The 20,118-nt window shown below is 51.0% G+C and carries 17 protein-coding genes and 5 tRNA genes; 16 read left to right on the forward strand and 6 right to left on the reverse strand.

What is annotated here, in order from left to right:
• Positions 1-13 precede the first annotated feature (13 nt).
• From fldA to fur, 3 genes are all read left to right on the forward strand, one after another.
• Positions 14-544: a flavodoxin FldA gene (fldA, locus tag H9644_RS12255; RefSeq protein ID WP_010346538.1), complete on the forward strand. Its 531-nt coding sequence runs from the start codon at positions 14-16 to the stop codon at positions 542-544.
• A gap of 209 nt (positions 545-753) precedes the next feature.
• On the forward strand, positions 754-840 hold the full coding sequence (uof, locus tag H9644_RS12260; protein WP_010380762.1) for a fur leader peptide: 87 nt from the start codon (positions 754-756) through the stop codon (positions 838-840).
• Positions 833-1,279 (forward strand): ferric iron uptake transcriptional regulator, encoded by a 447-nt coding sequence (gene fur, locus H9644_RS12265; RefSeq protein WP_000131706.1) that lies wholly within the window; start codon positions 833-835, stop codon positions 1,277-1,279. Before uof ends, fur begins: the two co-directional genes overlap by 8 nt.
• A gap of 266 nt (positions 1,280-1,545) precedes the next feature.
• On the opposite strand, the gene chiQ is transcribed toward fur, so the two are convergent.
• The 4 genes from chiQ to nagE form a co-directional block, all read right to left on the reverse strand.
• On the reverse strand, positions 1,546-1,878 hold the full coding sequence (chiQ, locus tag H9644_RS12270; RefSeq protein ID WP_064528941.1) for a ChiQ/YbfN family lipoprotein: 333 nt from the start codon (positions 1,876-1,878) through the stop codon (positions 1,546-1,548).
• 49 nt (positions 1,879-1,927) lie between these two features.
• Entirely contained in the window at positions 1,928-3,334 is a 1,407-nt protein-coding gene (gene chiP / locus H9644_RS12275; protein ID WP_191774714.1) for a chitoporin ChiP, read from the reverse strand.
• A gap of 447 nt (positions 3,335-3,781) precedes the next feature.
• Positions 3,782-5,446 carry a glutamine--tRNA ligase gene (glnS, locus tag H9644_RS12280; protein ID WP_130209822.1) on the reverse strand — a complete coding sequence of 555 codons (1,665 nt, stop codon included), beginning with the start codon at positions 5,444-5,446 and terminating at the stop codon, positions 3,782-3,784.
• Between the two features lie 230 nt (positions 5,447-5,676).
• Complete coding sequence (gene nagE / locus H9644_RS12285; protein ID WP_191774716.1) at positions 5,677-7,623, reverse strand: PTS N-acetyl glucosamine transporter subunit IIABC; 1,947 nt, start codon at positions 7,621-7,623, stop codon at positions 5,677-5,679.
• Between the two features lie 334 nt (positions 7,624-7,957).
• Here nagE and nagB point away from each other — a divergent pair, with 334 nt between their 5' ends.
• The 5 genes from nagB (at position 7,958) to asnB (ending at position 14,057) form a co-directional block, all read left to right on the forward strand.
• Complete coding sequence (nagB, locus tag H9644_RS12290) at positions 7,958-8,758, forward strand: glucosamine-6-phosphate deaminase (RefSeq protein ID WP_001237072.1); 801 nt, start codon at positions 7,958-7,960, stop codon at positions 8,756-8,758.
• Positions 8,759-8,819: 61 nt separating this feature from the next.
• Positions 8,820-9,968: an N-acetylglucosamine-6-phosphate deacetylase gene (gene nagA, locus H9644_RS12295; RefSeq protein WP_064528945.1), complete on the forward strand. Its 1,149-nt coding sequence runs from the start codon at positions 8,820-8,822 to the stop codon at positions 9,966-9,968.
• A gap of 8 nt (positions 9,969-9,976) precedes the next feature.
• Positions 9,977-11,197, forward strand: a complete 1,221-nt coding sequence (nagC, locus tag H9644_RS12300; RefSeq protein WP_191774718.1) for a DNA-binding transcriptional regulator NagC — start codon at positions 9,977-9,979, stop codon at positions 11,195-11,197.
• A gap of 47 nt (positions 11,198-11,244) precedes the next feature.
• Positions 11,245-11,997: a ribonucleotide monophosphatase NagD gene (gene nagD, locus H9644_RS12305; RefSeq protein ID WP_000153129.1), complete on the forward strand. Its 753-nt coding sequence runs from the start codon at positions 11,245-11,247 to the stop codon at positions 11,995-11,997.
• Positions 11,998-12,392: 395 nt separating this feature from the next.
• The gene (gene asnB, locus H9644_RS12310; RefSeq protein WP_191774720.1) at positions 12,393-14,057 is read left to right on the forward strand and encodes an asparagine synthase B; all 1,665 of its coding nucleotides are present in this window, start codon (positions 12,393-12,395) and stop codon (positions 14,055-14,057) included.
• 221 nt (positions 14,058-14,278) lie between these two features.
• Here asnB and H9644_RS12315 read toward each other — a convergent pair whose 3' ends face one another.
• On the reverse strand, positions 14,279-14,716 hold the full coding sequence (locus tag H9644_RS12315; RefSeq protein ID WP_191774722.1) for a hypothetical protein: 438 nt from the start codon (positions 14,714-14,716) through the stop codon (positions 14,279-14,281).
• Between the two features lie 320 nt (positions 14,717-15,036).
• Between H9644_RS12315 and H9644_RS12320 the strand changes: the two genes are divergently transcribed.
• The 5 genes from H9644_RS12320 to H9644_RS12340 all read left to right on the forward strand — a co-directional run bounded on the left by H9644_RS12320 (position 15,037) and on the right by H9644_RS12340 (position 15,519).
• Positions 15,037-15,113 (forward strand) — tRNA-Met (locus H9644_RS12320).
• A 9-nt stretch (positions 15,114-15,122) separates the two neighbouring features.
• Positions 15,123-15,207 (forward strand) — tRNA-Leu (locus H9644_RS12325).
• 23 nt (positions 15,208-15,230) lie between these two features.
• Positions 15,231-15,305, forward strand: a tRNA-Gln gene (locus H9644_RS12330).
• A 14-nt stretch (positions 15,306-15,319) separates the two neighbouring features.
• Positions 15,320-15,396 (forward strand) — tRNA-Met (locus H9644_RS12335).
• A gap of 48 nt (positions 15,397-15,444) precedes the next feature.
• A tRNA-Gln gene (locus H9644_RS12340) sits at positions 15,445-15,519 on the forward strand.
• Positions 15,520-15,671: 152 nt separating this feature from the next.
• On the opposite strand, the gene ubiF is transcribed toward H9644_RS12340, so the two are convergent.
• Positions 15,672-16,847, reverse strand: a complete 1,176-nt coding sequence (ubiF, locus tag H9644_RS12345; protein ID WP_191774724.1) for a 3-demethoxyubiquinol 3-hydroxylase — start codon at positions 16,845-16,847, stop codon at positions 15,672-15,674.
• A gap of 145 nt (positions 16,848-16,992) precedes the next feature.
• Here ubiF and miaB point away from each other — a divergent pair, with 145 nt between their 5' ends.
• The 3 genes from miaB (at position 16,993) to ybeY (ending at position 20,074) form a co-directional block, all read left to right on the forward strand.
• A complete protein-coding gene (miaB, locus tag H9644_RS12350; RefSeq protein ID WP_000162740.1) occupies positions 16,993-18,417 on the forward strand; it encodes a tRNA (N6-isopentenyl adenosine(37)-C2)-methylthiotransferase MiaB in 1,425 nt (474 codons plus the stop codon).
• Between the two features lie 152 nt (positions 18,418-18,569).
• Positions 18,570-19,610: a PhoH family protein gene (locus H9644_RS12355; RefSeq protein ID WP_002430212.1), complete on the forward strand. Its 1,041-nt coding sequence runs from the start codon at positions 18,570-18,572 to the stop codon at positions 19,608-19,610.
• Positions 19,607-20,074, forward strand: a complete 468-nt coding sequence (gene ybeY / locus H9644_RS12360; protein ID WP_000084458.1) for an rRNA maturation RNase YbeY — start codon at positions 19,607-19,609, stop codon at positions 20,072-20,074. The genes H9644_RS12355 and ybeY overlap by 4 nt, the downstream gene beginning before the upstream one ends.
• The last annotated feature ends 44 nt before the right edge of the window (positions 20,075-20,118 follow it).

The following is a 20,118-nucleotide window of genomic DNA, read 5'->3' on the forward strand; positions in this document are numbered from 1 at the left end:
GGTTATTTCACTCATGGCTATCACTGGCATCTTTTTCGGCAGCGACACCGGTAATACCGAAAATATCGCAAAAATGATTCAAAAACAGCTTGGTAAAGACGTTGCCGATGTCCATGACATTGCAAAAAGCAGCAAAGAAGATCTGGAAGCTTATGACATTCTGCTGCTGGGCATCCCAACCTGGTACTATGGCGAAGCACAGTGTGACTGGGACGACTTCTTCCCGACTCTCGAAGAAATTGATTTCAATGGTAAACTGGTTGCACTGTTTGGCTGTGGCGACCAGGAGGATTACGCAGAATATTTCTGCGATGCCTTAGGCACCATTCGTGACATCATTGAACCGCGCGGCGCGACCATCGTCGGTCACTGGCCAACTGCGGGCTACCATTTCGAAGCATCAAAAGGTCTGGCGGATGATGACCATTTTGTCGGCCTGGCTATCGACGAAGACCGTCAGCCAGAACTGACCGCCGAACGTGTAGAAAAATGGGTAAAACAAATTTCTGAAGAACTGCATCTCGACGAAATTATCAATGCCTGATGTACTGCGGCGTAGACTCATGTCTACGCCGTATTAATAGATAATGCCAATCAAAATAATTGCTACAAATTTGTAACTTTTGCCGGTGTGCCTGTACAATGTCCCGGTATTCAAGTGGCCTTGCCAACGTAAATGTAAGCTATGCCACGTTTTTATTAACAATATTTGCCAGGGACTTGTGGTTTTCATTTAGGCGTGGCAAATCTATAATGATACGCATTATCTCAAGAGCAAATTCTGTCACTTCTTTTAATGAAGTGAACCGCTTAGTAACAGGACAGATTCCGCATGACTGATAACAATACCGCCCTAAAGAAAGCTGGCCTGAAAGTGACGCTTCCACGTTTAAAAATCCTGGAAGTTCTTCAGGAGCCGGACAACCATCACGTCAGTGCGGAAGATTTATACAAACGACTGATTGATATGGGTGAAGAAATTGGTCTGGCTACGGTATATCGCGTACTGAACCAGTTTGACGACGCCGGTATCGTCACCCGCCATAATTTTGAAGGCGGTAAATCCGTATTTGAACTGACCCAACAACATCACCACGATCACCTGATCTGCCTCGACTGCGGAAAGGTTATCGAATTTAGTGATGAATCTATCGAAGCGCGTCAGCGTGAAATCGCCGCGAAGCATGGCATTCGCCTGACTAACCACAGTCTTTATCTCTACGGTCACTGCGCCGAAGGCGATTGCCGCGAAGATGAGCACGCGCACGAAGGCAAATAAGTCAGCCTGAATGAGAAAAAGCCAACCTGCGGGTTGGCTTTATATTATTGGCATAGTGCGATTTGTTCGTGCCGGATGCGGCGTGAACGCCTTATCCGGCCTACAAATCACTCAAATTCAATATATTGCATAAAAAGGTAGGCATGATAAGCGCAGCGCATCAGGCAAATTGGCGTTTGCCATAAGTCTCAAGCCAACCTGCGGGTTGGCTTTTTAATACAAAGGAAATAAGAAAAGCGAGAGTTACAGCCCTCGCTTTTTTGTCTTTACTGTGTAGCGTTATTACTGCGAATTTCCTGCCAGACCTTATCACAATCGGCTTTCACCGCCTGGTCGTTGCCAGTTTGCGTCGCGCGTAGGCACTCCTGATAATCCAGCACGCGTACACTTTCCTGGTTGGCAAACTGCTGATGCTGTTTCTCTTTCTTCAGCTCATTTAACACACTCTGGCAGGCTTCAATTTTTTCTGGCGAGCCTTGTGCGGTGTTGATACAGGCGCTGTACGCCTCTTTCAGGCGGCTATCTTCCTGTGGCGCGGTTGATTGCGCACAAGCCACCAGACCCGATGCCATCATGGCGATGAGAATCAGTTTTTTCATAGCGAATTCCTCAAACGTGCGGCAGGCAAAAAACCTGCCGCGTCTGGCATCAGAAAATGGTGAACGGAGCGATAACCATAAATTTCACGTCACGCTCATCCTGGAAGATGTTGCCGTAACCGCCGCCCCAGCTTGGGATATCGGAGTGGTTGTCGTATTCGGTGAAGTGCAGTTTGAACATCGTGCCTTTAGCGCGACCATCCTGAATGGTGTAGACCGCATCCAGACTGTAAGCAGACTCTTCGATAGTCCGGTTCTTGTCATAATACGCATCCGGGCTGCTCTGCCAGGTTGCAGGTTTCGCATCCCACGCATAAACATAAGAAGCGCCGATGGCGAAGCCTGGAAGATTCCAGTTTTTCAGGTCATACATCGCGCCAAAGAAGACCGCTTTTTCGCCGTTGGCGTTAAAGTCAGAGCGGTTATCCCACCAGATATCCAGGCGACCGTTTGAAGAGGCGTAAGTTGGGGTCATACGTTGCAGGAAGTATCCCTGCTGCCCATCAGCTTTCACCCAGGTGCCTTCCAGGCGCAAGTCCACCACGTCAGCCGCCCGGTAGCCAAAGGTCAACGCCTGCAACCAGGCGGTGCCGTCGTATAGGTCGTTGACGCTGCGATCGTCAACTTTATCGCGCGTACCGTAGAATTGGTAGCTGGTGGTTAACGGGCTACCGGCGATATCAAATTTGTAACTGGCTTTGGCAAAATACTGATCGATATAACCTTCAGCCTGGCCAAACGCCGCTTCCAGCACGAAGTTATTTTTGAAGTCGTATTTCGCGCCAAGGGAGTGCAGATAATCAACTTTGGTGGTTTTATCGTTCTGATAAAACTCATCCATTTCCAGATGCCACGGCGCTTTGTATTCGTTGGTCCACATGTAGGAGAAACTCAACGCTCCGGCATCGCCGTAATCAAAATTGGCACCGGCTTCTGCGCCCTGATAGGTACCCGGCATAAAGCTCCAGTGCGGCGCTAACAGCGTTTGACCCGTTGGCTGAATGTAACCGGCCCTCGCCCACACCGGACCGTATTTAAATTTGGCCGCTGCTTTATACAGGCTTATACCGCTTTTGTCGCCGGACCAGTCTTCGTCATAGGCTTTATTACTTTTCGAAAACGCGATTTCGTTCGGGTGTGAGCTGTCGCCGTTTTCTGCCATTTCAATCGCCGTAAACGCGGCAATATCGAGCCCGAACATATCAGCAGCATAACCAGACTGAAAATCGAGGTTGGCGTTCCAGGTGGAGTGAGAAAGGTTGGTTTTGTATTTGTCCCCGTCGGTAACATCTTTACGGTCACGTTCACGCTGCCAGTAATAGATACCGCCGGTTAAGGTTGAATCGTCGATGAATCCTTCGGCACGAGCCTCCGGCATTGCCATAAAGCCCGACATTGCTGTAACACCGGCGATAGCCAGCGCCAGCGTACTACGTTTGCCACTAAACGTACGCATGGGTTAATCCTCTTTGACGTATAAATTGCTGCACCAAAGGTGAACAGCGAAAAAAATAAAAATTAAAAAAGTAGCGTTGAGAAAAGTCTCGCTGACTACAGGAACAGACTATTTTTCGCGACGCGAATTATCAATCTCTTTCTGTAACGAGAATGTAAGAACATGAGCAACCGCACATATTTTGATGATTTTTGTTACAAGGTTTAAGTGTGAACCAGGAGAGCATGTAGAAGAAAAAATATGTGGCTTTCCAGTAAGATGAAAGCGGTTACATTTTAATTAATTATGATTTGTGATTTTAAATTTTTTTTATGGATAAATTACGATGTGGAATTAATTCGCGATGATAAGCAGAAAAAACGCCGCAGAGCGCGGCGTTTGGGACTGTTTGTATGTTTCTTGCCGGATGCGGCGTAAACGCCACATCCGGCCTGGCGAAACTTAAAATTACTCGCCAACCTTCGCCCAGGTATCACGCAGCCCAACGGTGCGGTTAAATACCGGTTTTTCCGCTGTGGAATGGCGGCTGTCGAGGCAGAAGTAGCCTTCACGCTCAAACTGGAACGCTTTACCCGCCACCGCATCTTTCAGAGACGGTTCAGCAAAGCCCTGTTTGATGACCAGAGAATCCTGGTTAATCACCGACAGGAAATCATCCGCAGCGCCTGGATTCGGCACGCTGAACAGACGATCGTACAGGCGGATTTCAACCGGCAGCGCATGTGCCGCACTTACCCAGTGAATAACGCCTTTGACTTTACGGCCATCAGCCGGATCTTTGCTTAAGGTGTCTGCATCATAAGTACAGAAGATGGTGGTGATATTGCCTTCAGCATCTTTCTCCACACGTTCTGCTTTAATCACGTAAGCATTACGCAGGCGCACTTCTTTACCCAGCACCAGACGTTTGTACTGCTTGTTGGCTTCTTCGCGGAAATCGGCGCGATCGATCCAAATCTCACCGCTAAACGGCACCTGACGGCTGCCCATTTCTGGTTTGTTCGGATGGTTCGGCATGGTGACCATTTCGCCTTCGCCCTGATAGTTTTCGATAACCAGTTTCACTGGATCGATAACTGCCATTGCGCGTGGCGCGTTCTCGTTGAGATCTTCACGGATGCAGGATTCCAGCGACGCCATTTCAATGGTGTTGTCCTGCTTGGTCACGCCAATGCGTTTACAGAACTCACGAATAGAAGCCGCGGTGTAACCGCGACGACGCAGACCCGAAATGGTCGGCATACGCGGATCATCCCAACCTTCTACGTGCTTGTCGGTGACCAGTTGGTTCAGCTTACGCTTGGACATCACGGTGTATTCCAGATTCAGGCGCGAGAATTCGTACTGGCGCGGATGAACAGGAATGGTGATGTTGTCCAGAACCCAGTCGTACAAACGACGGTTGTCCTGGAACTCCAGCGTACACAGAGAGTGCGTAATGCCTTCCAGGGCATCGCTGATGCAGTGGGTGAAGTCGTACATCGGGTAGATGCACCACTTGTTGCCGGTCTGGTGGTGTTCAGCAAACTTAATGCGGTACAGCACCGGATCGCGCATCACGATAAACGGCGAAGCCATGTCGATTTTCGCGCGCAGGCAAGCTTTACCTTCTTCAAAACCACCGGTACGCATTTTTTCGAACAGCGCCAGGTTCTCTTCAACGCTACGATCGCGGTACGGGCTGTTTTTACCCGGCTGAGTCAGAGTGCCACGATATTCGCGGATCTGTTCCGGCGTCAGCTCATCGACATACGCCAGGCCTTTATTGATCAGTTCAACAGCATAGGCGTGGAGTTGATCAAAATAATCCGAGGAGTAACGGACGTTACCAGACCAGTGAAAACCTAACCACTCAACATCGTTTTTGATCGACTCGACGTACTCGATATCTTCTTTTACCGGGTTAGTGTCGTCGAAACGCAGGTTGCACTGGCCTTTATAGTCCTGGGCGATCCCGAAGTTCAGGCAGATAGATTTCGCATGGCCAATATGCAGATAGCCATTCGGCTCCGGCGGGAAACGGGTGTGTACTGTGGTGTGCTTACCACTGGCCAGATCTTCATCGATGATCTGACGAATAAAGTTAGTCGGGCGGGCTTCTGCCTCACTCATCGTGGATTCCTCAAAGCGTAAACAACGTATAACGGCGTATGATCTTATAAGCGAGGCAGACTGACAACTGTTAGTTTTTTAAAATTGATAATCTAACAGTAGTTTTAGAAATGATTGCTGCAAAAAAAAGCGGCAGAGAAGATCTCCACCGCTTGTCATTGTTGGATGCGACACCTAACGCGTCTTATCCAACCTACAGGCCTGATAAGAGGCATCAGGCATGAAGCAAATTACTTTTTGATTTCATACAGCGGCGTTTGCCCCGCCACAACATGACCCTGAGCTTTAATGATAAGGCCGCTGAAGTCGTCGATATTGCTGCAAACCACCGGGCTAATCATCGAACGGGCGTTAGCGTTCAGGTAATCCAGATCCATTTCCAGAATCGGTTGCCCTGCACTCACCTGCGCGCCCTCTTCCACCAGGCGTTTAAAGCCTTTACCTTCCAGCGCCACGGTGTCTATACCCATGTGGACTACGATCTCTGCGCCTTTTTCAGTTTCAAGGCAGAATGCGTGGTTGGTATTGAAAATTTTCACAATGGTTCCCGCCGCTGGCGATACGACAATTTTATCCGTCGGTTTCACCGCCACGCCGTCACCCACCGCTTTGCTGGCGAATGCTTCGTCTGGCACCTGATCCAGCGCGACAACATCACCGGTAATCGGCGATACCAGTTCGGCGATAGACACTGCGTTCGGTACGGCCTGCGGTTTCACTGCCGGAGCTGCAGTTTCCGAAACAGCTTCAGCTGACGCAGCCGCTACCGGACCACGGGCAACGACTTTCTTCATCGCATCGCCGATGGATTCTGCTTTTGCACCAACAATCACCTGGATGGTCTGCTTGTTCAGTTTCACCACACCAGAGGCACCCAGACGTTTACACATTGCATCGTTGACGCGAGCTGAGTCAGCCACAGTCAAGCGCAGACGAGTAATACAGGCGTCAATCGCTTTTAGATTGTCACTACCACCCACTGCCGCAATGTAGTTGGTTGCCAGTTGAGTTAAACCTTCTTCGGTATTGCTGTTAGCTTCTTCAGTAACGATCTCGTCATCTTTATCTTCACGACCTGGCGTTTTCAGGTTGAACATGCGGATAACTGCACTGAACACCACAAAGTAGATAACGAAGAAGATAACGCCCATCACCAGCAGCATCCAGACGTTCTGGCTGGCTGCCGGCAGGTTATACATCAACGCATAGTCGATAGCGCCCGCAGAGAAGGAGAAACCCGCGTGGATCCCCAGCAACGTTGCCACAAACAGGCTGATACCCGTCAGCAGTGCGTGCAGGAGGTACAGCAACGGAGCAAGGAACATGAACAGGAATTCCAGCGGCTCAGTCACACCGGTCAGGAACGCGGTGATTGCCACAGAAAGCAGCATCCCGCCAACCATCGGGCGACGCTCTTTCGGTGCTGCGAAGTACATCGCCAACGCCGCACCTGGCAGACCGAACATCATGATCGGGAAGAAGCCGGACATGAACATCCCCGCAGTACCGTCACCGGCATAGAAGCGGTTGATGTCACCATGGAAAACCGTACCCGCCGAGTTGGTGAATTCACCAATCTGGAACCAGGCGATGGTGTTCAGTACCTGATGCAAACCGGTTGGGATCAGCAGACGGTTGATGAAGCCGAAGATACCAGAACCCAGCGCGCCCGCAGAAACGATCCATTCGCCACCTGCATGAATAGCGTGCTGCACCGGTGGCCAGACGTAACCAAAAATGGCCGCCAGCACCAGACAGAAGAAACCAGTGGCAATAGGTACAAAACGTTTTCCGCCGAAGAAACTCAGGAAGTCCGGCAGTTTGATATCGGACCAACGGTTATAGACTGCCCCACCGACCAGACCGGTAATGATACCTGCCAGAACACCCATGTTAATTTCTGGGTTGATGGTCACCATCGCTTTAGTTAACACGAAGTAACCAACCGCACCCGCCAGCGCCGCTGCACCTGCACTGTCTTTGGACCAACTGGAGGCCACGCCGATCGCAAAGATCAGCGCCAGATTGTCAAAAATCGCGCCGCCTGCCTGGGCAATAAACGCAACGTTAAGTAAATCTGGCTGACCGAATCGCAGCAACAGCGCCGCCACCGGCAGCACCGCGATAGGGAGCTGTAACGCCCTACCGAGTCGCTGGAAAAAACCTAAAATATTCATCTTATTCCCCCTACGAAACCCCTATTTGGCTCGTTTAAAGCCGTATTTTTATTTTGCTACACATTGTACTGCCCAATGCTCTGTAATCAGATTATTAGATCATCTGTTACAGAGTTTGTGAAAATTTAATTCGTATCGCAAATTAAAAGCGTGCTTTTTGTGAGTTTTGTCACCAAATATCGTTATTACCACTCCCTTTGACTGGCTAAACCAGAAAACTTATTTTATCATTCAAAAAATCAGGTCGGATTGACGCCTGTCTGCGCAAATCCAGGTTACGCTTAAAGATGCCTAATCCGCCAACGGCTTACTTTTTACTTACTTGAGGTGAATAATGAGACTGATCCCCCTGACTACTGCTGAACAGGTCGGCAAATGGGCTGCTCGCCATATCGTTAATCGTATTAATGCGTTCAAACCGACTGCCGATCGCCCGTTTGTTCTGGGCCTGCCGACTGGCGGCACGCCGATGACCACCTACAAAGCGTTAGTCGAAATGCATAAAGCAGGCCAGGTCAGCTTTAAGCACGTTGTCACCTTCAACATGGACGAATATGTCGGTCTGCCGAAAGAGCATCCGGAAAGCTACTACAGTTTTATGCACCGTAACTTCTTCGATCACGTTGATATTCCAGCAGAAAATATCAACCTGCTCAACGGAAATGCCCCAGATATCGACGCCGAATGCCGCCAATATGAAGAAAAAATCCGCTCTTACGGCAAAATCCACCTATTTATGGGCGGTGTAGGTAACGACGGTCACATTGCATTTAACGAACCAGCCTCTTCTCTCGCCTCTCGCACCCGTATCAAAACCCTGACACATGACACTCGCGTCGCAAACTCTCGTTTCTTTGATAATGATGTTAATCAGGTGCCAAAATATGCGCTGACCGTAGGTGTGGGTACACTGCTGGATGCCGAAGAAGTGATGATTCTGGTGCTGGGCAGTCAGAAAGCTCTGGCATTGCAGGCTGCTGTTGAAGGTTGCGTTAACCACATGTGGACTATCAGCTGTCTGCAACTGCATCCGAAAGCCATCATGGTGTGCGATGAACCTTCCACCATGGAGCTGAAAGTTAAGACTTTAAGATATTTCAATGAATTAGAAGCAGAAAATATCAAAGGTCTGTAATTGTTATCCCTGCCCTGACGCCTTGCTCAGGGCATTATTATTTTTGAAATCGGGGGTCGGAATGTATGCATTAACCCAGGGCCGGATTTTTACCGGTCATGAATTTCTTGATGACCATGCGGTTGTTATCGCTGATGGCCTGATTAAAAGCGTCTGCCCAGTAGCGGAACTGCCGCCAGAGATCGAACAACGTTCACTGAACGGGGCCATTCTCTCCCCCGGTTTTATCGATGTGCAGTTAAACGGCTGCGGTGGCGTGCAGTTCAACGATACCGCTGAAGCGGTCAGCGTGGAAACGCTGGAAATCATGCAGAAAGCCAATGAGAAATCAGGCTGTACTAACTATTTGCCGACGCTTATCACCACCAGCGATGACCTGATGAAGCAGGGCGTTCGCGTAATGCGTGAGTACCTGGCAAAACATCCGAATCAGGCATTAGGTCTGCATCTGGAAGGCCCGTGGCTGAATCTGGTGAAAAAAGGTACCCATAATCCGAATTTCGTACGTAAGCCGGATGCCGCGCTGGTCGATTTCCTGTGTGAAAATGCCGATGTCATTACCAAAGTGACGCTGGCACCGGAAATGGTTCCAGCAGAAGTCATCAGCAAACTGGCAAATGCCGGGATTGTGGTGTCTGCCGGTCACTCCAATGCAACGTTAAAAGAAGCGAAAGCCGGTTTTCGCGCAGGCATTACCTTTGCTACCCATCTGTACAACGCGATGCCGTATATTACGGGCCGTGAGCCGGGTCTGGCGGGCGCGATCCTCGACGAAGCAGACATTTATTGCGGTATTATTGCCGATGGCCTGCACGTTGATTACGCCAACATTCGCAACGCCAAACGTCTGAAAGGTGACAAACTGTGCCTGGTCACTGACGCGACTGCGCCAGCAGGTGCCAACATTGATCAGTTCATTTTTGCGGGTAAAACAATATACTACCGCAACGGACTTTGTGTGGATGAGAATGGTACGTTAAGTGGTTCATCCTTAACCATGATTGAAGGCGTGCGTAATCTGGTTGAACATTGCGGTATCGCACTGGATGAAGTACTGCGTATGGCGACGCTCTATCCGGCGCGTGCGATTGGCGTTGAGAAACGCCTCGGCACGCTCGCCGCAGGTAAAGTAGCCAACCTGACTGCATTCACACCTGATTTTAAAATCACCAGGACTATCGTTAACGGTAACGAGGTCGTAACCCAATAAGAGAAAGTATGACACCAGGCGGACAAGCTCAGATAGGTAATGTTGATCTCGTAAAACAGCTTAACAGCGCGGCGGTTTATCGCCTGATTGACCAGCATGGGCCAATCTCGCGGATTCAGATTGCCGAGCAAAGCCAGCTTGCTCCCGCCAGCGTAACTAAAATTACACGTCAGCTTATCGAACGCGGGCTGATCAAAGAAGTTGATCAGCAGGCCTCCACCGGGGGCCGCCGCGCTATCTCTATCGTCACCGAAACCCGCAATTTCCACGCTATCGGCGTACGTCTCGGTCGCCACGATGCCACTATCACCCTGTTCGATCTCAGCAGTAAAGTGCTGGCAGAAGAACATTATTCGCTACCAGAGAGTACCCAACAGACGCTGGAACATGCTCTGCTGAATGCCATTGCTCAGTTTATTGATAGCTACCAGCGCAAACTGCGGGAGCTGATCGCCATTTCCGTGATCCTGCCAGGGCTTGTTGACCCTGACAGCGGCAAAATTCATTACATGCCGCATATTCAGGTGGAAAACTGGGGGCTGGTAGAAGCACTGGAAGAGCGTTTTAAAGTGACCTGTTTTGTCGGCCACGATATCCGCAGTCTGGCGCTGGCAGAGCACTACTTCGGTGCAAGTCAGGATTGCGAAGACTCCATTTTGGTGCGCGTGCATCGCGGAACCGGGGCCGGGATTATCTCTAACGGGCGCATTTTTATCGGCCGCAATGGCAACGTCGGTGAAATTGGTCATATTCAGGTTGAGCCGCTGGGTGAACGCTGCCATTGCGGAAACTTTGGCTGCCTGGAAACTATCGCTGCCAACGCCGCCATTGAACAGCGAGTGTTGAATCTGTTAAAGCAGGGCTATCAAAGCCGTGTACCACTGGATGACTGCACTATCAAAACAATCTGCAAGGCCGCAAACAAAGGCGACAGCCTGGCGTCGGAAGTGATTGAGTATGTCGGTCGCCATCTGGGAAAAACCATCGCCATCGCTATCAACTTATTTAACCCGCAAAAAATTGTCATTGCCGGGGAGATAACTGAAGCCGATAAAGTGCTGCTCCCTGCTATTGAAAGCTGCATTAATACCCAGGCGCTGAAGGCGTTTCGCACTAATCTGCCGGTGGTACGTTCTGAACTGGATCACCGCTCGGCAATCGGCGCTTTTGCGCTGGTAAAACGCGCCATGCTCAACGGTATTTTGCTCCAGCATTTGCTGGAAAATTAATGTGCTTTTATAGTGGCGCTTATTGTTGTCAATATTCTGGGTAGTCCATGACCATTAAAAATGTAATTTGCGATATCGACGGCGTGCTGATGCACGATAACGTCGCCGTACCGGGTGCAGCGGAATTTTTGCACGGGATTATGGATAAAGGCCTGCCGCTGGTGTTGCTGACCAACTATCCTTCACAGACCGGGCAAGATCTGGCGAACCGCTTTGCCACTGCCGGTGTCGATGTGCCGGATAGCGTGTTTTATACCTCCGCGATGGCGACCGCCGATTTCCTGCGTCGCCAGGAAGGCAAAAAGGCGTATGTGGTGGGCGAAGGCGCTCTGATTCATGAACTGTACAAAGCTGGTTTTACTATTACCGATGTGAACCCTGATTTTGTGATTGTTGGCGAAACGCGTTCCTACAACTGGGACATGATGCATAAAGCGGCCTATTTCGTCGCCAACGGTGCACGTTTTATCGCTACCAACCCGGATACTCACGGACGCGGTTTTTATCCAGCCTGCGGCGCGTTGTGCGCGGGGATCGAGAAAATCTCCGGACGTAAACCGTTCTATGTAGGTAAGCCGAGTCCGTGGATCATCCGCGCAGCATTAAACAAAATGCAGGCGCACTCGGAAGAAACAGTGATTGTCGGCGATAACTTGCGCACCGACATTCTGGCGGGCTTCCAGGCGGGTCTGGAGACGATTCTTGTGCTCTCTGGTGTGTCATCGCTTGACGATATCGACAGCATGCCGTTCCGCCCCAGTTGGATTTATCCGTCGGTCGCTGAAATCGACGTTATCTGAATACCAACCACGTCCCAGGACGTGGTTGGTTCTGATGACAAATGCCAAACTGCCTGATGCGCTACGCTTATCAGGCCTACGCCACCACTGCAATGTATTGAATTTTCATGCTTTTGTAAGCCGGATAATGCGTTCACGCCGCATCCGGCATGAACAAATCGCACTTTGTCAGCAATTTGGCCCCCGTAAAATATAACCATTCAATAAAACCCGCTAAAAATTATCGATCCATCAATAAATACATCTCCACACCTGGTCTTTTTTCACTAATCGACAATCGCTATTACGTTTTTTATTTTTTCACCGCCAAATCTCTTGCGCACATTGCTGCTTTACGGCATTTTTTAAACAAGCAAACACAACAAGCAGCAAACACCAGGTTAACGGAGAAGGTTATGTGTTCAATTTTTGGCGTATTCGATATCAAAACAGACGCAGTTGAGCTGCGGAAGAAAGCACTCGAGCTGTCACGCCTGATGCGTCATCGTGGCCCGGACTGGTCCGGTATTTATGCCAGTGATAACGCCATTCTCGCCCACGAACGCCTGTCAATTGTTGACGTTAACGCGGGGGCGCAACCTCTCTACAACCAACAAAAAACCCACGTACTGGCCGTAAACGGTGAAATCTATAACCACCAGGCACTGCGCGCTGAGTATGGCGATCGTTACCAGTTCCAGACCGGGTCTGACTGCGAAGTGATCCTCGCGCTGTACCAGGAAAAAGGGCCGGAATTTCTCGATGATTTACAAGGCATGTTCGCCTTTGCCCTGTACGACAGCGAAAAAGATGCATATCTGATTGGTCGCGACCATCTGGGGATCATCCCGCTGTATATGGGCTATGACGAACACGGTCAGCTGTATGTGGCCTCAGAAATGAAAGCCCTGGTGCCGGTTTGCCGCACGATTAAAGAGTTCCCGGCGGGAAGCTATTTGTGGAGTCAGGACGGCGAGATCGACTCTTACTATCACCGTGACTGGTTCAACTATGATGCGGTGAAAGATAACGTGACCGACAAAAACGAACTGCGTCAGGCGCTGGAAGATTCCGTGAAAAGCCATCTGATGTCTGACGTACCCTACGGTGTGCTGCTCTCTGGTGGTCTGGATTCCTCAATTATTTCCGCGATCACCAAGAAATATGCCGCTCGTCGCGTGGAAGATCAGGAACGCTCGGAAGCATGGTGGCCGCAGTTGCACTCCTTTGCTGTTGGTCTGCCTGGTTCACCGGATCTGAAAGCAGCCCAGGAAGTGGCAAACCATCTGGGCACTGTGCACCACGAAATTCACTTCACTGTACAGGAAGGTCTGGATGCCATCCGCGATGTGATTTACCACATAGAAACCTATGACGTGACCACTATTCGCGCTTCAACACCGATGTATTTAATGTCGCGTAAGATCAAGGCGATGGGTATTAAAATGGTGTTGTCCGGTGAAGGTTCTGATGAAGTGTTCGGCGGTTATCTTTATTTCCACAAAGCGCCAAACGCTAAAGAGCTGCATGAAGAAACGGTGCGCAAACTGCTGGCCCTGCATATGTATGACTGCGCGCGCGCCAACAAAGCGATGTCAGCCTGGGGCGTGGAAGCGCGCGTTCCGTTCCTCGACAAGAAATTTCTCGACGTGGCGATGCGCATTAACCCGCAGGATAAAATGTGCGGCAACGGCAAGATGGAAAAACACATCCTGCGTGAATGTTTTGAGTCGTATCTGCCTGCAAGCGTTGCCTGGCGGCAGAAAGAGCAGTTCTCTGATGGCGTCGGTTACAGTTGGATTGACACACTGAAAGAAGTGGCGGCACAGCAGGTTTCTGATCAGCAACTGGAAACAGCCCGCTTCCGCTTCCCATACAACACGCCAACCTCAAAAGAAGCGTATTTGTATCGGGAAATCTTTGAAGAATTGTTCCCGCTTCCGAGCGCCGCAGAGTGCGTACCGGGCGGTCCTTCCGTTGCCTGTTCTTCTGCTAAAGCGATTGAGTGGGATGAAGCGTTCAAGAAAATGGACGATCCATCTGGTCGCGCGGTTGGCGTTCACCAGTCAGCGTATAAATAAGAAATACGGTAACGCCCCGGAAAAAACTGGGGCGTTTGACAGTGATGACAAACGCAAAACAGCCTGATGCGCTACACTTATCAGGCCTACGCAGACCATGCAATGCATTGTATTTTCACGGTTTTGTAGGCCGGATAAGGCGTTCGCGCCATATCCGGCATGAACAAAGCGCACCTTGTCAGCAATCTGTGACGCCCCGGAGAAATCCGGGGCGTTTTTAGTTATTGAGGAGCTTGTTGATTCTGATACGCGGTAAAGAAATGTTCCGGATTTGCCACATCGCTGTCAGATAACTCACTACTGTAAGCGACTGACCAGGTTGCCTGTTCATCCGGGATATGCAGGCTTCCATTTCCTTCTTTCAGACGTAATAACTCAAAAGATTCACCTTTAATTACGGTGGTATAAGATTTTTCACCTTCCTGTAATGCTTTCACTTTGCAGCGAAAAATCTGACCATCAATATCATTATCAACATGCGATATCTGAACGAGTGCTTCATTTGTCGCTTTCGGGCCTATCCTCATCATCCACACCACCGCGCCTTCCTGTCCACGATAGCCAAAGACATACTTACCGATTTCCGGTCGGGCCGTATCGGCAAACGCGGATTGTATAAATAATAAGGCCCCCATCAACACCGTTATAAAACGCAGCATATTATTCCCTCAATAAATCGCCTGAAGTGGTAGCAGAGATGCAGGCGTAGCGATCCCTGCCCTGTCCTATCGTAACGGTGCAGTGTTTCATGAGATAATTCTTCGGCGCTATTGTTGAATTCCGAATTTCATCCTGCATAGCAAAACAACAGAGAAAAACACAAAGTAAACAATAATTGACGAATATAGCGCCATGCTGTTCGCAACCTAACCAAACAGTCATTTTCGAGCAATTTTCCTTGAAAAAGATGTTGACGCTGCAAGGCTCTATACGCATAATGCGCCCCGCAACGCCGATAAGGTAACGCGAAAAAAAAGATGGCTACGTAGCTCAGTTGGTTAGAGCACATCACTCATAATGATGGGGTCACAGGTTCGAATCCCGTCGTAGCCACCATCTTTTTTTGCGGGAGTGGCGAAATTGGTAGACGCACCAGATTTAGGTTCTGGCGCCGCAAGGTGTGCGAGTTCAAGTCTCGCCTCCCGCACCATTCACCAGAAAGCGTTGTACGGATGGGGTATCGCCAAGCGGTAAGGCACCGGTTTTTGATACCGGCATTCCCTGGTTCGAATCCAGGTACCCCAGCCATCGAAGAACAATCTGGCTACGTAGCTCAGTTGGTTAGAGCACATCACTCATAATGATGGGGTCACAGGTTCGAATCCCGTCGTAGCCACCAAATTCTGAATCTGTCGAATAGATTCGGCAAATTCAAAAACAAATTTGTTGGGGTATCGCCAAGCGGTAAGGCACCGGATTCTGATTCCGGCATTCCGAGGTTCGAATCCTCGTACCCCAGCCACATTAAAAAAGCTCGCTTCGGCGAGCTTTTTGCTTTTCTGTGGACTTTAATGTCGAATGTAATGCTGACTCGTCTTATCCTTCAATGTCGGATGCGACGCTGGCGCGTCTTATCCGACCTACGGTTAGCATGCGTCCGGAAATGTGGTGAGGCTACAACCCTAACGCATACTTCAGCGCCTGCCGTTTCAGTACGCCAGCACGTTCCGCCGCCATCAAACCAAGATTACGAACAAAACGCAGCGGCGGTAGATTATTGCTGAATCCGGCATAAAACAGATCCATACCACTTTGCATAATGAAGTTATCCGCCATGCGCCGCATCTGGTAACGCTTGAGGACTGGATAACTGGCCCACGCTTCGCCATAGCTGCGCGCGTTCACCAGAACGTCAATCAGGGCATCGACATCGCGATAACCTAGATTTACCCCCTGCCCCGCCAGCGGATGGATGGTATGCGCGGCATCGCCCACCAGCGCCAGCCCTGGCTGAACATACTGCAACGCATGGCGGCGCGTCAGCGGAAACGCCCCTGCGGCAAGCGGTGTTACATAACCCAGACGCGACGGGAAATGTTTCGCTATTTCCGCCTGTAACTGCGCCATATTCATACTCTGCAACTGGCGGATGCGTGCCGGAGAGTCATACCACACCAGCGACGCCCAGTTATCAAACAGCGGTAAAAACGCACGCGGACCGTCCGGGGTAAACTGCTGCCAGGTGCTGTCGCCAGGATCGTTCTCACACTGTACGCTAATCAGCATGCAAGACTGCGCATACTGCCAGGCATGAACACCAATTCCCGCCATCTGCCGCACCTGCGAATTTGCCCCGTCGGCACCAATCACCAGCTTCGTGCGGATCACTTCACCGCCCTTCAGTTCCAGCTCCTGAAGATCATTATGGCGATGCAGCGCAATCAACGAGGTCGGCACACGTAACGTCACGTTCGGATGCGCTTCCAGCGCCTGCCACAGCGCCTGTTGCAGAACGGTGTTTTCCACCATATAGCCAAGCAACGGCAGCTTGAGTTCAGCGGCATCAAAGACCACATGCGCCGTTTCCCACTCCCAGGTTTCCAGTCTGCGGTAAGGATGGCAACGCATAGCCTGTACCGCATCCCAGACGCCTAAACCTTTAAGCAATGATACCGAAGCCGCGCTGATCGCCGAGATCCGCACGTCCGGCTGGCTGTCGGCCACAAACGGCGCGGGCTGGGCATGCTCGATTACCGTTACCGAAAATCCGTGCTGCGCCAGTCCCAGCGCCAGTGCGCCGCCGACCATTCCTCCGCCGACAATGGCAATTTCCGTTGGTTGATTTGTCATGGTCAATCATCCTGTTAGCAATATGCTTTAAGTTTACAGGATTTTTACCCCCAAGGGCTGATAACGCTCATACTGGTCACAACGCCAGCAAAGCATTACACTATGCGCCCTGCATTCCTGGCTACTATTTCGCAAGAGCAAGTCGATGACCAAAAAACTCCATATTAAAACCTGGGGCTGTCAGATGAACGAGTACGATTCATCGAAGATGGCCGATCTGCTGGATGCCACCCACGGCTATCAACTGACCGACGTGGCGGAAGAAGCGGATGTGCTGCTGCTGAACACCTGCTCAATCCGCGAGAAGGCTCAGGAAAAAGTCTTCCATCAGTTGGGTCGCTGGAAACTGTTAAAAGAGAAGAATCCGGACCTGATTATCGGCGTCGGCGGCTGCGTGGCTTCGCAGGAAGGCGAACATATTCGTCAGCGCGCCCACTATGTCGATATTATTTTTGGGCCGCAAACGCTGCACCGCCTGCCGGAGATGATCAACTCCGTGCGCGGCGACCGCAGCCCAGTTGTAGATATCAGCTTCCCGGAAATCGAGAAGTTTGACCGTCTGCCAGAACCGCGCGCTGAAGGGCCGACCGCGTTTGTCTCCATCATGGAAGGCTGTAATAAATATTGCACCTACTGCGTGGTGCCTTACACCCGTGGTGAAGAGGTAAGCCGCCCGTCCGACGATATTCTGTTTGAGATTGCCCAGCTTGCGGCACAGGGCGTGCGTGAAGTTAACCTGCTCGGTCAGAACGTGAACGCCTGGCGCGGTGAGAACTACGACGGCACCACCGGATCGTTTGCCGACCTGCTGCGTCTGGTTGCCGCCATCGACGGGATCGATCGCATTCGCTTTACCACCAGCCATCCGATCGAATTCACCGACGATATCATCGAGGTGTATCGCGATACGCCGGAGCTGGTGAGCTTCCTGCATCTGCCGGTACAGAGCGGTTCCGATCGCATCCTCAACCTGATGGGGCGTACCCATACGGCGCTGGAGTACAAAGCGATCATCCGTAAACTGCGTGCGGCGCGTCCGGATATTCAGATAAGTTCTGACTTCATCGTCGGCTTCCCTGGCGAAACCACCGAAGACTTCGAGAAAACGATGAAGCTGATTGCCGACGTCAATTTCGACATGAGCTACAGCTTTATCTTCTCCGCGCGTCCGGGTACGCCAGCTGCCGATATGGTTGATGATGTTCCGGAAGAAGAGAAGAAGCAGCGTCTGTATATTCTACAAGAGCGCATTAATCAGCAAGCGATGGCATGGAGCCGCCGGATGCTCGGCACCACCCAGCGCATTCTGGTAGAAGGTACTTCGCGTAAGAGCATCATGGAACTTTCCGGTCGTACTGAAAATAACCGCGTGGTTAACTTCGAAGGTACACCAGATATGATCGGTAAATTCGTCGATGTGGAAATTACCGACGTCTACCCGAACTCCCTGCGCGGTAAAGTGGTGCGTACTGAAGATGAAATGGGTCTGCGCGTGGCAGAAACGCCGGAATCGGTGATTGCCCGTACCCGCAAAGAAAACGATCTTGGCGTGGGTTATTATCAGCCGTAATTCTCTGGCCCGCCGTTCGGGTGGGCCTTGTTTTTTCTCTCTTTATCCCCATTTTTATTGCAATGCTTGCGCCTTTTTCCTGTGGCGTGAATAATTTCCTTATAGGCCGGTGAATGTTCAGCTTCCGGCGGCATACAGATAAGAGGAACAGTTTGAACATAGACACTCGCGAAATCACCCTTGAGCCAGCAGACAACGCGCGTCTGTTGAGCCTGTGCGGCCCGTTTGATGACAACATCAAACAGCTCGAACGCCGTCTCGGCATCGAGATCAATCGCCGCGATAACCACTTTAAACTGACTGGCCGTCCGATTTGCGTCACCGCTGCGGCAGATATTCTGCGCAGCCTGTATGTCGATACCGCCCCGATGCGCGGTCAGATTCAGGATATCGAGCCGGAACAAATCCACCTTGCGATTAAAGAAGCGCGCGTGCTGGAGCAAAGCGCAGAGAGCGTGCCGGAGTACGGCAAAGCGGTCAATATCAAGACCAAACGCGGCGTGATTAAACCGCGCACGCCAAACCAGGCGCAGTACATCGCTAATATTCTCGACCATGACATCACCTTCGGCGTTGGCCCGGCGGGTACGGGTAAAACCTACCTGGCAGTGGCAGCAGCGGTTGATGCGCTGGAGCGTCAGGAAATCCGTCGCATTTTGCTGACCCGTCCGGCGGTTGAAGCCGGTGAGAAACTGGGCTTCCTGCCCGGCGATTTAAGCCAGAAAGTAGACCCGTATCTGCGCCCACTGTACGACGCGCTGTTCGAGATGCTGGGCTTTGAAAAAGTCGAGAAGTTGATTGAGCGCAACGTCATTGAAGTCGCACCGCTGGCCTATATGCGTGGTCGTACGCTGAACGACGCGTTTATCATTCTCGATGAGAGCCAGAACACCACCATCGAACAGATGAAGATGTTCCTGACCCGTATCGGTTTTAACTCAAAAGCGGTTATTACCGGCGACGTCACCCAGATCGACCTGCCGCGCAACACCAAGTCAGGCCTGCGTCATGCCATCGAAGTGCTGGCTGAAGTCGAAGAAATTAGCTTTAACTTCTTCCACAGTGAAGACGTTGTTCGTCACCCAGTGGTGGCGCGTATCGTTAACGCTTATGAAGCCTGGGAAGAAGCCGAACAAAAACGTAAAGCGGCGCTGGCGGCAGAACGCAAGCGCGAAGAACAGGAACAAAAATGAGTCAGGTGATCCTCGATTTACAACTGGCATGTGAAGATAATTCCGGGTTGCCGGAAGAGAGCCAGTTTCAGACATGGCTGAATGCGGTGATCCCGCAGTTTCAGGAGGAGTCGGAAGTGACCATTCGCCTGGTCGACACCGCCGAAAGCCACAGTCTCAATCTGACCTATCGCGGTAAGGATAAGCCGACTAACGTGCTCTCCTTCCCGTTTGAAGTGCCGCCAGGCATGGAAATGTCGCTGCTGGGCGATCTGGTTATCTGCCGTCAGGTCGTTGAGCAGGAAGCACAGGAGCAAGGCAAACCACTGGAGGCGCACTGGGCGCATATGGTGGTGCACGGCAGTCTGCATTTGTTAGGTTACGATCACATCGAAGATGACGAAGCAGAAGAAATGGAAGCCCTCGAAACAGAGATTATGCTTGCTCTGGGCTATGAGGATCCGTACATTGCCGAGAAAGAGTAATTTGCCAGGCGTTTGACTGGCAGACGTCCCCGCCGTTGGTGATT

This window comes from Escherichia whittamii (assembly GCF_014836715.1).
Lineage (GTDB): Bacteria > Pseudomonadota > Gammaproteobacteria > Enterobacterales > Enterobacteriaceae > Escherichia > Escherichia whittamii.